Source organism: Selenomonadales bacterium (genome assembly GCA_018335585.1).
Lineage (GTDB): Bacteria > Bacillota > UBA994 > UBA994 > UBA994 > UBA994.
Map to the genome: position 1 here is coordinate 21749 of JAGXRZ010000001.1, position 13762 is coordinate 35510.

At 58.5% G+C, this 13762-nt stretch carries 15 protein-coding genes; 3 read left to right on the forward strand and 12 right to left on the reverse strand.

What is annotated here, in order from left to right; translation table 11 throughout:
• Positions 1-8: 8 nt before the first annotated feature.
• A complete protein-coding gene (locus KGZ66_00125; protein ID MBS3984002.1) occupies positions 9-1223 on the forward strand; it encodes a radical SAM protein in 1215 nt (404 codons plus the stop codon).
• 34 nt (positions 1224-1257) lie between these two features.
• Here the strand turns inward: KGZ66_00125 and KGZ66_00130 are convergent, their stop codons facing one another.
• Positions 1258-2265: a M23 family metallopeptidase gene (locus tag KGZ66_00130; protein MBS3984003.1), complete on the reverse strand. Its 1008-nt coding sequence runs from the start codon at positions 2263-2265 to the stop codon at positions 1258-1260.
• A 117-nt stretch (positions 2266-2382) separates the two neighbouring features.
• On the opposite strand from KGZ66_00130, the gene KGZ66_00135 reads away from it, so the two are divergent.
• Together KGZ66_00135 and KGZ66_00140 are read left to right on the forward strand one after the other, a co-directional pair.
• Positions 2383-4020: an MBL fold metallo-hydrolase gene (locus tag KGZ66_00135; protein MBS3984004.1), complete on the forward strand. Its 1638-nt coding sequence runs from the start codon at positions 2383-2385 to the stop codon at positions 4018-4020.
• Positions 4017-5006 carry a glycosyltransferase gene (locus KGZ66_00140; protein MBS3984005.1) on the forward strand — a complete coding sequence of 330 codons (990 nt, stop codon included), beginning with the start codon at positions 4017-4019 and terminating at the stop codon, positions 5004-5006. Before KGZ66_00135 ends, KGZ66_00140 begins: the two co-directional genes overlap by 4 nt.
• A gap of 52 nt (positions 5007-5058) precedes the next feature.
• On the opposite strand, the gene KGZ66_00145 is transcribed toward KGZ66_00140, so the two are convergent.
• From KGZ66_00145 to KGZ66_00195, 11 genes are all read right to left on the reverse strand, one after another.
• Positions 5059-6390 carry a HAMP domain-containing histidine kinase gene (locus tag KGZ66_00145; GenBank protein ID MBS3984006.1) on the reverse strand — a complete coding sequence of 444 codons (1332 nt, stop codon included), beginning with the start codon at positions 6388-6390 and terminating at the stop codon, positions 5059-5061.
• Positions 6383-7054, reverse strand: coding sequence for a response regulator transcription factor (locus KGZ66_00150; protein ID MBS3984007.1), 672 nt, complete (start codon positions 7052-7054; stop codon positions 6383-6385). Before KGZ66_00150 ends, KGZ66_00145 begins: the two co-directional genes overlap by 8 nt.
• A 276-nt stretch (positions 7055-7330) precedes the next feature.
• On the reverse strand, positions 7331-7996 hold the full coding sequence (locus tag KGZ66_00155; GenBank protein ID MBS3984008.1) for a hypothetical protein: 666 nt from the start codon (positions 7994-7996) through the stop codon (positions 7331-7333).
• A gap of 182 nt (positions 7997-8178) precedes the next feature.
• Positions 8179-9144 (reverse strand): class II fructose-bisphosphatase, encoded by a 966-nt coding sequence (glpX, locus tag KGZ66_00160; GenBank protein ID MBS3984009.1) that lies wholly within the window; start codon positions 9142-9144, stop codon positions 8179-8181.
• 93 nt (positions 9145-9237) lie between these two features.
• Positions 9238-9624 carry a four helix bundle protein gene (locus tag KGZ66_00165; protein MBS3984010.1) on the reverse strand — a complete coding sequence of 129 codons (387 nt, stop codon included), beginning with the start codon at positions 9622-9624 and terminating at the stop codon, positions 9238-9240.
• 82 nt (positions 9625-9706) lie between these two features.
• Positions 9707-10351, reverse strand: a complete 645-nt coding sequence (gene fsa / locus KGZ66_00170) for a fructose-6-phosphate aldolase (protein ID MBS3984011.1) — start codon at positions 10349-10351, stop codon at positions 9707-9709.
• Positions 10352-10547: 196 nt separating this feature from the next.
• Positions 10548-11204 carry a 3-oxoacid CoA-transferase subunit B gene (locus KGZ66_00175; protein MBS3984012.1) on the reverse strand — a complete coding sequence of 219 codons (657 nt, stop codon included), beginning with the start codon at positions 11202-11204 and terminating at the stop codon, positions 10548-10550.
• A gap of 133 nt (positions 11205-11337) precedes the next feature.
• Complete coding sequence (atoD, locus tag KGZ66_00180) at positions 11338-11994, reverse strand: acetate CoA-transferase subunit alpha (protein MBS3984013.1); 657 nt, start codon at positions 11992-11994, stop codon at positions 11338-11340.
• Positions 11984-12424 (reverse strand): four helix bundle protein, encoded by a 441-nt coding sequence (locus KGZ66_00185; protein ID MBS3984014.1) that lies wholly within the window; start codon positions 12422-12424, stop codon positions 11984-11986. Before KGZ66_00185 ends, atoD begins: the two co-directional genes overlap by 11 nt.
• Positions 12421-13269 (reverse strand): 3-keto-5-aminohexanoate cleavage protein, encoded by an 849-nt coding sequence (locus KGZ66_00190; GenBank protein ID MBS3984015.1) that lies wholly within the window; start codon positions 13267-13269, stop codon positions 12421-12423. The genes KGZ66_00185 and KGZ66_00190 overlap by 4 nt, the downstream gene beginning before the upstream one ends.
• Positions 13266-13709 carry a four helix bundle protein gene (locus KGZ66_00195; GenBank protein MBS3984016.1) on the reverse strand — a complete coding sequence of 148 codons (444 nt, stop codon included), beginning with the start codon at positions 13707-13709 and terminating at the stop codon, positions 13266-13268. Before KGZ66_00195 ends, KGZ66_00190 begins: the two co-directional genes overlap by 4 nt.
• Between the last annotated feature and the right edge of the window lie 53 nt (positions 13710-13762).

Here is a 13762-nt window from a genome sequence, read left to right on the forward strand (position 1 = left end):
GTGTGCTTATGTTTAAGCTTATCTACGCCGATAAACACGGTCAAGTCTTTGAGGACGAAAACTACGGTGCCGTCATGCGTACAGGCGGTATGCTTGTCGAGCCAGAGCAAGAAGACATGATTCCCCTGCCGCCGGGAGCGAGTTTTGTCGTGCTGCCGGGAAGAGAGGCGGCGGCCATCGACCGCCGCGGGCGCATCGTGCCCTATGCGCGCATGGGTGCCCAGGCCGTTGCCGCCCTGCTGCCGCAGGGTTATTTGCGCACGCTCCTCCCGGGGTATCGCAAAACGCAGGAAACACTTCCCCTGTTTGGTTACACAGGCGTGGCCTGGTCGCGCGGGCGGTTCTATGTGGCGGCCGTGCCAGCTGCTGCTAGCAACGACCTTACGCGGTGGGACCCAAGCCTGTTTAACACCCCCGAGCTGGCAGAGCTTATCGCTAAGCGCCGAAAGGAGTTTGGCTCTAACCGCGTTCTGGCGCAGCTTATCCACTGTGCAGAGAGCTACGGCTGTTTTACCGCGCAAAACATGCTGTATCGCCGGTTTGAGGCCGGGCTCCCTATCTCGCCCCGCTGCAACGCAAACTGCGTCGGCTGCATCTCACTGCAGGCATCCGAGTGCTGTCCAGCCCCGCAGGCGCGCATCGACTTTGTTCCCACCGCAGATGAAGCGGCGGCCTTGGCCGTCGGGCATCTGACAGGCGGAGGCGACACCGTTAGTTTCGGCCAAGGGTGCGAGGGTGAGCCGCTGCTTGAGAGCACGCTAGCCGCTAAAATTGTGTGTGCGGTTCGCGGGCAAACTAAGCTCGGCCGCATAAATATGAACACCAATGCAGGAAATTTTGCCGGCCTGCGCGAAGTCGTAGATGCAGGCATCGACTCGCTGCGCGTAAGCTTAAACTCCCCGCGTCCGGAGTATTACGACCCCTACTACCGGCAGCAAAGCTACGACCTTGACGACGTGGTGCAGGGCATCAAGTATGCGCGAAGCCGCGGCGTGTATGTCTCGCTTAATCTTCTTGTTATGCCCGGCGTATCGGACCGCAGCGAAGAGGTTGCGGCTCTGCAGCGGTTTGTCCGGGAGACCGGCGTCAACCAGGTGCAGTTTCGCAACCTTAACATCGACCCTGACTTGTATCTTGGGCTACTGCCCGAGGCTAAGGGAGAGCTTCTGGGCATGCGGAGCTTATTGCAGGCGGTGCGGGAAACCGGGGTTTCCGTGCGCTAGCTGCCCGCTCCGCTCGGTTGCTTGGGTCGCTAAGCTATGGAAGAAAATTAAGCGGGTCCTTAAAGCGGTCGTCCACACGCACTTCGAAGTGCACATGCGGCCCGGTCGAGTTTCCGGTGCTGCCCACGCGCGCTATCACTTGTCCCTGCACTACGCGGTCGCCGCGCTTAACTAGCAGGCGCGAGGCGTGGGCGTAAAGCGTTCTTACCCCGTTGCCGTGGTTAATAATCACGCAGTTGCCGTACCCGCCCCACCAGCCGGCCTTTTCTACCCGCCCGGCGCGCACGGCGCGAATCTCGGTGCCTGTCGGGGCGGCAATATCAAGCCCGGTGTGGCGCGTGCCCCAGCGCGGACCAAAATAGCTCGTAATCTGGCCAGTAACCGGCCAAATCATGCCGGAGGCGCTACTTGGGCTGCGCGCCTGCCCTGTTACCGCTGCCGCCGCCGGGATGTTCAGAACTTGCCCGATACTTAAGTGATCGACCTCCCTGAGGTCGTTTAGATCAACGATGGCCGCCACCGTGACGCCGTGGTTAGCGGCAATAAGAGAGAGGTTTTCACCCGAACGTACTCTATGCCGGCGCGGCTCAGGCGGCTTCTCCACTAAAAGAAGCGTCTGACCAGGGCGCAGCATGTGGGGGTTTGTCAGCGAATTGAGCGCCCTGATGCGCTGTACGGTCGTGTTATACCGCGCCGCAATGCCGGACAGAGTGTCTCCGCGCGCCACCACATGCGTCAGCGGTGACGGGCCGCCTACACCGGCTGCCGGTTCTGGGGTGGGTTTGCTCTGGGAGGGACTCGTAGGCGTAGTGGGCGCAGTAGGCGTAGTAGGGGTAATGGTGGTAATGGTGGTCATGGGGGTAGTGGTGGTAGTCGGTGCCTCGCTCGCAGGGGTTGGGGCTTGTACAGCGGACAAGTCTTGGTCGTAAATCACCAAGTAAGCCGTGCTGTATTCCGGCGCCAGTGCAGACAGTGGCAAAACGCTGCTAAGCGCCACAAAAACCGAGCAAGCTAATACCCTACGCAAGTGTGAACTCGACAATTTGTTGTCACCTCGCCTAAAAGTACGGGCAAGTTCTTCTCTATTCTTACCTGACTAGAGGCGAGGTATGCGTCAAGAGGGACGGAGAAATGTCTTTGAGGGACGGAGGATTGCGACATGAGGTTAACTTTTGTCGGTGGCTGTGACACGGTCACCGGGTCATGCTACTTGCTTGAGGCAGGCGGAACGCGGCTGCTTATTGACTGTGGCATGTTTCAAGGAGGCAAGGACGAGAGATCGCGCAATGAGGAACCTTTTCCTTTTGCGCCACAGTCGCTTGATGGCGTGCTGCTGACCCACGCTCACATCGACCACAGCGGCCTTCTGCCAAAATTAGTTAAAGACGGTTTCGCAGGCCAGATAATTACCACGCGAGCTAGCGTCAGCCTCGCTCAACTTATGCTGAGGGACTCCGCCCATATCCAAGAATCTGAAGCAGAGTGGCTGAACCGCAAGGGCAAGCGCGCCGGTTCTGTGGACGTAGAACCCCTCTACACACTAGAGGACGCCGAACGCTGCCTAGAGCGCTTTGCGGGCGTGAGTTACGGCGCCTCCCGCGAAGTCGCGCCCCACATAACCGTGCGCTTTCTTGACGCCGGGCACATTTTGGGTTCGAGCATTATTGAGCTCTATGTGCGCGAGGAAGGCCGCGAGCGAAAACTTGTGTTCTCCGGCGACCTTGGGGAAGAGGGCAGGCCTATTGTTGCCGACCCGACGATAGTTGAATCAGCAGATTATCTGGTCATGGAGGCCACTTACGGCAATCGCCTGCACGAAGAGACCGAGAAGCGCCGCGAAAAAATCCGCGACATTATTTTGCTGGCTGTTAAAGACCGCGAAAAAGTGATTATTCCGGCCTTTGCCGTCGGCAGGACGCAAGACGTGCTGTACGAAATAAATGGTCTGTACCGCGACGGGCAGATTCCTCTCATACCGGTGTATATTGACAGCCCGCTGGCTATATCCGCAACTCTGGTCTTTCGCCAGTACCAAGAGGATTACGATGAGGAAACGCGTGCGCTGCTTAAGCGCAACATGTCCCCCTTTGATTACCCCGGGCTCCGCTTTACGCGCACGGTGGAAGAGAGCAAAGCGCTAAACGAGTCGACCGAGACCTGCGTCATTATCTCCGCTAGCGGCATGTGTGAGGCCGGTCGCATTAAACACCACCTAAAGCACAGTCTGTGGCGTGAAGGCGCGCATATTCTGTTTGTCGGCTACCAAGCCGAGGGCACGTTAGGCAGGCGCATCAAGGACGGAGCAAACAAGATTAACATTTTGGGCGAGGAAATAGCCGTGCGCGCTAACATCCATAGCATTGAGGGCCTGTCGGCGCATGCAGACCGGGCAGGGCTCTTCAAATGGGTGAGCGGCATAAAGAATCAGCCGCAGGCCGTCTTTATTACACACGGTGAGGCGACCCCAAGAGCCGAGTTCGCCGCGCTGCTGCACGCTGAACTGGGGCTGAGAGCCCTCGTGCCGAGCTGTGGCGAGCAGTATGACCTGCGCGAGGCAGCGGTTCTGGTTACTACAGGCACGCGACAGGCTGTACCGCCCAAAGCAGCGGATGACCTCGAGCGGCTGTGGCGCCGTGCTCGAAAGTCTTTAGCGCGTGCTTTGCAGGCAGGCACTCGCAGAGAGGCGCGCGAGGCACAGCGCCTGACCGAAAAGCTCGAGAATCTCCTCCGCAAGATTGTGGCAGATGAAGCAAAAGGGACGGAGCTTTTTGCTTCACACAAAAGGCGATCCCCATGAAAGTCCTTCACTTCGGCAGCTACTGGATGGGCGAAAACGATATTGTCGCTCTAATGGCCAAAGACCTCGCCACTATGTGCGAGGCCAAGCTTGTCGATACTCGACTGTACACTGGCCAGCCCTCGCCGTGGGTGGCCAAAGATGCCGACCCGCACTTTCACAGCGTAAATTGGCTGCGGGATGACCGCGTGCGCGAGGTTGTCGCGTCTTTTGAGCCCGCTGTCGTCGTCTGCAACGCCGGCGCGATGAGCCTAACGCCTAGTATGCACCTAGAGCTACGCGCGCAGGGCATCGTCACCGTGGGAATTGCGTTGTCAGACCCTGATGTCTTTGCCGCACAAGGCAAGCTCTACGCTAATCTCTTTGACCTATACTACACTAATGCAGCCGCGTCGATTCAGGATTATGCCCAGATCGGGGTTAAGGCCAGACTGCTGCCGTTTGCCGCCTCTGCGGGGTTTCACCGCCCGCTGCCGGATGTCAAGCGCAAGTACGATGTAATTATCGTAGGGCACGCCCGCGCCGACCGCCTGCCCGTGGTCGCCGAGTTGGACAAGCACTTTAGGGTCGGCCTATACGGCAAGGGGTGGCGTCGCTGGGGCATACTGCCGCGCGGCCGCCAAGTAAACGGCGATGAGCAAGTGCGCGCCTTAAACAGCGGCAAAGCATACGTTTCATTTGCGCAGACCGTCGCCGGTTACACCAACGTCAAAGTAGGCCTGTTTGAAGCGGTCGCCTGCGGCACGCCGGTTTTTACGCAGGTGTTCCCCGAAATGGAGAAATACTTTGCTTATGAGAGAGAGATTATCGGATTTAGCTCCCTGCCGGAGCTGGTAGAAAAGCTACGCTACTATTTGTCCCGCCCAGTCGAGCTCGCCCAAGTAGCCCAAAACGCCCGCGAACGCCTGCTCTGCGAGCACACCTGGGTACACCGCTGGGAACAAGTTTTGGCCGACGTAAGGGCCCACGCGGAGGGATGTCGTTGAGGGACGGAGGAGCGCGACATTGTGAAGCAAAAGGCTCCGTCCCTTTTGCTTCTCACACCCGCAGGGTGATTGTGAACACGGCGCCGTGGTCGTTGGTTACCGTGATAGTGCCGCTGTGGCTAACGACGATGGCCTTGACAATCGCTAATCCGAGCCCTGTCTGCCCGCCTTCGCCGCGACTAAAGCGCTCGAAAGCCTGCTCCCCTAGCGCGGGGTCTATGCCGGGGCCGTCATCACGCACAGTGATAGTCACCGCACTGCCTTTTACACCCGCGGAGAGCTCAATTCTTTGCCGCGCGTAGCGAGTAGCGTTGGCTATAAGGTTCGTCAGCGCGCGCACTAGCTTGTCGAAGTCTCCGGCGAGCACAATATCGGGCGGTTCGGTTACCAAAAGCTCGCGCCCTGCCTCAACCACAATGCCACGCGTCGATTCCTCGGCCGCGCCAAACAAGTCGCAGAGACGCACGTCTTCTTTTACTAACCGCTCCGGGCGCGAGGTAATGGTAGAAAGATAGATCATGTCGTTGACAAGCTTCTGCATCCTCACTGTTTCGCGCGCGATGACGTCTAGGCACTTGGCCGCTTCGTCTCCGCTGTAGATGCCGTCCTTTAGCGCCTCGGCATACCCCTGAATGTTCATCAGGGGTGTTTTTAGTTCGTGGCTGGCGTTTTGCACAAACTCGCGCTGCGCCTCTTCGCCCGCCTGCAGCTGCAAGGCCATGGCATAGAGCGCATGCGAAAGCTCGGCAATCTCGTCGTCCCCCGCCAGACGCGGGACAGCGCGGTAATTGCCGTTAGCTACTTGATGTGCAGCAGAGGCTAAGCTTTGCACCGGCTTTGAAATCTTGCCTGTCCAGAAGCTCCCAAGCAATGTCCCCGCCAACACAACCACAACAGAAATCGGAATAAATATGGACATAATGCCGGCCGTAATCGCCCGCAGTTCTCGTAGAGGTGCTACGGCCATCAGAAAACCGCGCGTACCCGGCAGTTCCGCCAAAGCGTAGACGTGCTCGTCGGTTTGCAGATGCCAGCGCTCTGCCCGCGTCATGCGTGCCAAGTCTTTAAGGGGCACGTTAACAAATGCCCCCACAGGAAAAGCCACACTGCTGCTGGCCAGAATGCGCCCCTGCAGCGACACCCACACCAGCTCAGCCCCCACCATGCGGTGCGCCGCCCGAAAGCGCATCACCCCATGCATGGGCATAGGCGCGTCAAGTGTGCCTGCCATTATGGTGGCGACGCGGTGGAGTTCAGTCTGCGCGCTCTGAATCAAGTAGCGCCGCAGCATGACGTTGGCGCTTAAGGCGAGCATCAGGCAAGCTAGCAGCGCAAACACCGTATTCGTCAGTGCGATTTTCTGCGCCAGGCTGAGTCTACGCATTGACCCTATACCCGTAGCCCCACACGGTCGTCACTTCCACTGCCGAGACGCCGTCGAGCTTCTTGCGAATGCGCCGCACCAAGTCGTCGACGGAGCGGCTGTCTCCTACATACGAGTACCCCCACACCGCCGTCAGAAGCTGCTCCCGCGTAAAGGCGCGCCCCTTGTTCTCGATTAAGTACTTGAGGAGCTCAAACTCCTTGTTCGTTAATTCGAGGGTAACTCCGTCTACCCGCGCAACACGGGCGGCAAGGTCAAGCGTGAGGTCAAGGTGCTGGGTCGTGCCCGGCTCCGAGCCTTGCTGTTCGATGCGCCGAAAAATAGCCTTTATGCGGGCCAAAAGCTCGCGCGGGCTAAACGGCTTTACAAGATAGTCGTCGCCGCCAAGCTCAATCCCCAAAATGCGGTCGAACTCTTCGCTGCGCGCCGAGACAAAAATGATAGGGGTGGAATGCTTGGCGCGTATGCGTTTGCAGAGCTCGAGCCCGTCTATCCCGGGGAGCATGATGTCCAGCACGATTAAGTCTGCGCCGTGTTGCGCAATCGCCTCTAGGACGCCTTCGCCACTGGCATGTGGAAAAACGCGGTACCCCTCATGCTCGAGGTACCGCATTAGGAGCTCGCGTACTCCCTGTTCGTCTTCAACCACGTGAATCTTGCGCATATCTTGTACCACCTCGTGCGCGACGGTCTGTGGGCTGTGTGGGGCGCAGTTCATGAATTTGCATGAACACGCAAATTCACTAGCACTTGGCACTTAGCACTTAGTAGAACGAGGGGGCCGCTGGCTCCTGGCTCCTGGTAGAGGGAGAGCACGCACGCTCTCCACAACGACGTAGGGACGTGCGTTTCGCACGTCCGCGGACGTGCCAGAGGCACGTCCCTACGCCCACTAGTCAAAGCCCTCCCGGCGGCCGGCGGCCGGCGCCTGGCGGCAGGTCTATTGCCCTGCGTTCTGCTTGTTTTGCCTGCGCTGGCGCATTTGCCCGATGCGGCGCTGCGCGTTCTCACGGATAATGTCTAGCCCTTCGCCGGCTTCAATGCGGGCGCGAATCTCTGCTGCGTTCGCGAGGACAGTCTCGGCATGCTTGATCATTCTTTCGGCTATCTGTGCGGCGTTCTTCTCGGTGGCGGCTAGGACGCGGGCCTGGCGCTCCTGCAGTGCGGCTAGGCGCTTCGCTGCTGCCTCTTGGTCGGTTGCGCTCTTAGCTCTTTCGGTAGCCTCGGCTAGTATACGTGCCTGAGCTGCCTTTAGGTCGGCCACAATTTTGGCGGGGAGGTTAGCCTTGTTGGCTAATGTCTCTTCTGCGCGAGCTACCATGGCATCGTGACGCTCTAGCATGCGTGCCTTAAGCGCTTCCGGGTCAGTTTCGGCTAGTTCTTTGCACTTGGCAAAGCGTTCTTTAGCTTGGTCGGCAGCTTGGCCTACGCGCTTGCGTAATTGGCCTGCTTGGGGAGGTGCATTTAGCCCAGCACGGATTTGGCCAAAGCCTAGACCCATGCCGTTTCCTGCGCCGGGGCGCGGCGCTTGGGGTTGTGGAGTGGCCGCTGCGGCTACTTGAGCTGCTAACGCCAGCACAACGACTAGTAGCAGTATTCTTTTCACTGACTTCACCTCTTTCATAGGATGGTTTTAGTATATCCTGCATTTGCCGCGCATTGGAGCGGTAATTGTGAAAAAAGTGTAGGAATGAGTGTGGGAACGAGTGTGGGGCGTGTCGCTTGTGAAGCAAAAAGCTCCGTCCCTTTTGCTTCCGTCCGCGGACGTGCGGAACGCACGTCCCTACATCAACTACGCTTTAGGAAGGTTTTGCGTTCGAGGACGTGGGTGGCTTCTACCAGGCGGACGGTGCCAGTCTTAGAGCGCATGACAATCGAGTGCGTGGTGGCTTTAGGGCCGCTGTAGCGCACGCCGCGCAGGAGGTCGCCGTCGGTAATGCCGGTGGCGGCGAAAATTACGTCGGCGCTCTTGACTAAGTCGTTTTGCGTCAGCACGCCAGAAATATCTTTAAGGCCCATCGCGCGCGCACGCTCTACTTCTTGCTGACTGCCCGGCACGAGCCGCCCCTGCATCTCGCCGCCCAAACACTTAAGCGCCGCGGCCGCGAGCACACCCTCCGGTGCGCCGCCGATGCCTAACAGCACATCCACGCCGCTTTGTCCAAAAGCCGTAGCCACGGCCGGAGCCACGTCGCCGTCGCTAATTAGTTTAATGCGCGCCCCGGCTTCCCTTACCGCCCTGATTATCGCGGCATGGCGCTCGCGGTCTAAAATAACGACAGTAAGGTCTTCTACTTTAACGCCTTTAGCCTGCGCTATACGTGCCAGATTATCGGCAATCGGCGCCTCTATATCTATGCAGCCCTTAGCTTCCGGCCCGACCGCAATCTTGTCCATATACATATCCGGCGCATGTAGGAGGCCTCCCTTTGGCGCAACGGCCAAAACGGAAATTGCGTTTGGCAGGCCCTTCGCCACCAAGCTTGTGCCTTCTAACGGGTCTACCGCAATATCTACCTCCGGAAATTGCGCACCGCCTACCTGCTCGCCGATATAGAGCATGGGCGCTTCGTCCATTTCGCCTTCGCCGATGACGACCGTGCCCTTAATCTGCACCGTGTCGAGCATAGCGCGCATGGCGTCTACCGCCGCTTTATCCGCAGCGTCCTTCATCCCGCGGCCCATTAAGCGGCCACTAGCGATAGCGGCAGCTTCGGTGACGCGGACGAATTCGAGAGCGAGTTCGCGTTCCATGGGGGTTCCTCCTTGCTTGGTGGATTCGCACTTAGCACTTCGCACTTTGCACTTAGGAGAGTTGGAGCTTGGCTATGCGCAAGTAGAAAGTACCTATGGGAGCGTGGCGTGCCGCGCTACTCTGATCTGGCGTTTAGTAGCTTCTATTAATCCGCTCAGCATCGCTCCTACGGTGTTGCACGTATCGCGGAGGCGTTCTGACTGTTCTCCGGTAAGAAACCCTAGGTCTTTGGACAGCGTTACGAGACTTCTTACTTCCATCAGTGAGCCCTTCGAAACGTACAGAAACCGTAACAGCTCCGGCCTGCTGTGTCTTCCGTGCCCTTCAGCAATATTCGACATTACCGACACCGCTGCACGCCTAACCTGAGACGTTATACCGTACTGCTCTTTTAGTGGGAACGAGTCAGTGAGGCGGTACACATCTCCTGCTAATCTCCGCGCTTCCTGCCACACCTTAAGTTGCTCAAACCCCGCCATCTCACTGCTCCTTCCTAGCAAGGTCGTTCCAGCATCGCGTCGTCATATTCTTCTACGAAGTGCCAAGTGCCAAGTGCTACCCCTACTTACCCACCTTGCGCCAATCGTCAAGGAACCTCTCAATCCCCGCATCGGTAAGCGGGTGCCTCGCCATCTGCTTGATAACGCTAGCGGGGACGGTGGCGATGTGGGCGCCGGCGAGGGCGGCTTCGTGCACGTGCTGCGGGTGGCGGATAGAGGCGGCAATAATCTCGGTTGTGATGTTGTGGATGGCAAAGATTTCGGCGATGTCGCGTACGACCTGCATGCCGGGGGTGGAGATGTCGTCTAAGCGCCCGACAAAAGGCGAGACGAAGCTTGCACCGGCACGGGCGGCGAGCAGGGCTTGATTGGCGGTAAAGATAAGCGTGACGTTTGTCTTGATCCCCTCCTGCGCTAAGGTGTGCACGGCTTCTAGCCCGGCTTCGGTCATGGGGATTTTCACTACTACGTTTGGGGCGAGCGCCGCGAGCTCCCGCGCTTCTCTAAGCATACCCTCTACGTCTAGGCTAATGGCTTCGGCGCTGACAGGGCCGGGGCAAAGGGCGCAAATCTCTTTGATGGTCGGGAAAAACTCGCGGCCTTCTTTGGCGATAAGCGTGGGGTTCGTGGTTATGCCGGCGATAACGCCGAGTTTAACAGAGCGGCGAATCTCGTCTATGTTAGCGGTGTCGAGAAAGAATTTCATGCGGAGTCCTCCTTGTGTGAATGTGGCTTGTCGCTTGTCGCTTGTCACTTGTCCCTTGGGGAAATGCGTCGGTCGCTTGTCCCTTGGGGAAATGCGTCGGTCGCTTGTCGCTTGTCGCTTGTCCCTTGTGGATAGCGGAAAGCGGACAGCGTAAAGCCTCCTCTCTGCTGGTGGCTGGCGCCTGGCGGCCGGCGGCTTAAAAAGGCATCACCGCGACGTCGCTGACGACTAGATTGGCCCCGGTTGCCGCTACCACTGCTTCAATCGTGGTATCTGGTGCCACTTCTTTAAGCACCAATCCCATCGGCGTAACCTCAATCACGGCCATCTCGGTGACGATTAAGTCTACCTGCTCCTTGGCCGTGAGGGGCAGCGTGCACAGCGGCAGAATTTTCGGTGCGCCCTTGGCCGTGTGCTCCATCGCCACAATTACTTTGCGCGCGCCAACGGTTAAATCCATCGCCCCACCCATGCCGGGCACAATTTTGCCGGGCACCATCCAGTTGGCGAGGTTGCCGCGCTCGTCTACCTCAAGCGCGCCGAGCACCGTCACATCGACGTGCCCGCCGCGGATAATGGCAAACGACATGGCGCTGTCAAAGCAGGCTCCGCCCGGGACAATCGTCACCGGCTGCCCACCGGCGTTTGTGGTGTCGCGGTCCTCCGTCCCTACATCCGGAGCCTTCCCCAACCCCACAAACCCATTCTCCGACTGGAACAACACGTCTACCCCGGGGGGCAAGAAGTTAGCTACCATGGTCGGCATGCCAATCCCTAAGTTCACTACCATACCGTCTGAAAGTTCAAGGCCGACGCGGCGCGCGATGCGCTCGCGTTTGATGTCTTTGCTCATGGACGTTCCTCCGTTTCGTGTGGGGATGGTGGATTTCGCACTTTGCACTTGGCACTTAGCACTTAGTGGGCTCAAAGCTCAAAGCTCACGGCCCAAAGCTGGCGGCCGGTGGCTGGCGCCTGGCGGCTGGAAGCTAACTCCCCGCTCGCACCACATACGTCACAAACAACCCCGGCGTCATTACTTCGTCGGGGTCGATAGCGCCGACGGGGACTATTTCTTCTGCTTCGGCGACAACAACCTTGGCCGCCATGGCCATCAGGGGGTTAAAGTTGCGCGCCGCGCGGCGGTAAACGAGGTTGCCCTTCTCGTCGGCCTTGTATGCTTTAATCAACGCAAAGTCGGCGTGAAGCGGCAGTTCGAGCAGGTACTCTTTGCCTTCTATCGTCAGTTTCTGCTTGCCTTCTTCTACTACGGTGCCTACCCCGGTGGGGGTGAGGACTCCGCCTAGACCCGCGCCTGCCGCGCGCACCTGCTCGGCGAGTGTACCCTGCGGCACAAGCACGACCTCGGTTTCGCCTGAGTGCATCTGCCTGCCGGTCTCGGGGTTCGTGCCGATATGCGAGGCCATGGCCTTCTTTACGCGCTTGGCGACAATCAGCTTACCTATGCCCCGCTCAGGAAAGCCGGTGTCGTTGCCGATGACGGTTAAGTCTTTGCTGCCCTTCGCCAGCACCTCATCTACTAGCCCTTCCGGCGTCCCTACGCACAAGAAGCCGCCGATCATTACTGACATGCCGTCCTGCAGCGAAGCGAGGGCATGTGAGGGTGATGTAACTTTACTCCTCATTTGTGACCATCCTCCTGTTGGATTTGCTGCCAGCCGCCAGCCGCCGGGCGCCAGCCCTAGGAACGACCGTCGGAGGCGAAGCTAACGCTTTAAGTAGTCCATTTAGCATTCTGGAGACCGTGCGCGCTTCCGCGTCAAGCCTACGATATTCCTGCTCGGGGAGCAAGCCGAGATCTTTAGCCAGCAATAGCAGGTACTCTAGTTCACCACAAGAAGCGCGAGATATGTAAAGAAACCTAGCGTAGTCTGCGTCGGATCCCCTGTTCTTCCCCTCCGCAATGTTGGTCGGCACGGACACAGCAGCGCGCCTTATCTGCGAGGTCAAGCCGTATAACTCGTCGCGCGGGAAGTTCGCTGTAATCTTGTAGGCGTCAAGAACAAATGCGTGCGCCTTCTGCCACACTAGTAGCGTTTCGTGTCCTCCCGTCATACACTACTCCTGGAGGCTGGCGGCTGGCGCCTGGCGGCTATCCCAAGCATCTCCCTCGCCTCAGTTGGCGTCGCTATTTCGCGGCCGCACTCGCGGGCAATGCGCACTATGCGCGCCACAAGTTCGGCGTTGCTCTTGGCGAGCACACCTTTTGAGTAATAGATGTTGTCCTCAAAGCCAACGCGCACGTGCCCGCCCAGGACAATGGCCATTACGGCTAGCGGCAGCTCGGCGCGCCCGATGCCGGCGACGGTCCAAGTGGCACCCGCAGGCAGGCTTTCCACCAAGTGCATTAGGTTCTTGGCCGTACCGGGCATGGCACCGGGCACACCTAGCACCAAGTCAAAGTGGAGCGGTTCACTTAGCAGGCCTTTTTTAAGCAGAGCAAGTGCGTTTTGAATCATGCCTGTTTCAAGGACCTCGACCTCGGGTTTAACGCCGTGCTCCTGCAGCGCTTTTGCGATGCGCTCCATGTACTGCGGCGAGTTCATAAAGACATCGTCGCCAAAGTTGCAGGTGCCCGCGGTAAGCGTGGCCATCTCGGGCCTCAGGGTAATCGGCGCGATGCGCTCCTCGATTTTCGCCGTCACCGCCCCGCCGGTAGAGAGCTGCACGATTAGATCGCACTTCTCGCGCATCAGGCGCATCGTCTCGCGGAAAATCTCCGGGTCCTGTGAAGGCTTACCGTCTTTGTCGCGCACGTGAATATGTGCTATTGACGCACCGGCTTGCCAAGAGCGATACGCCTCCTCGGCGATCTCCGCCGGAGTAAGGGGTAGGTATGGGGTTTGCGCGCGGGTAACTTCTGCGCCGACTAAAGCGGCGGTGATGATGAGTTTAGTCATGTGGGAAACCTCCTTCTGGGGCTTTCCGCTGTCCGCTTTCCGCTTAATTGGTTCGTGCGAACGCTGCGTTGCTCGCTCAGCGTCCTCCTAACAGCTGTATTCATCTTACTAATCATCGAGGCGATGTCATCTAGGTCACTTTCAATTTTGCGATACGTGTCGGGACCCCAATATCCCAAGTCCTTACTTAATAAGGTTAGGTAGCGCACCTCAAGCAAAGATGCCCTGGCAATAGCAAGGAACCGCAGGAACTCCAAGTCGCTTCCCCGTCCCTTCCCTTCACAGATGTTGGTTGGTATCGACACAGCCGCCCTTCGTATCTGACTCACAATCCCAAACTGCTCGGCCTTGGGGAAACTCTCGGTGGCTCTATATACCTGCATCACCAAACCATGCGCTCTAGACAAAACCTCGAGTCTGTTCATCAACTCAAAACCCACGTGGTTTCCCCCTATTCATCCTACAGCTCGGCACCCTCCAGATCAGCGGATAG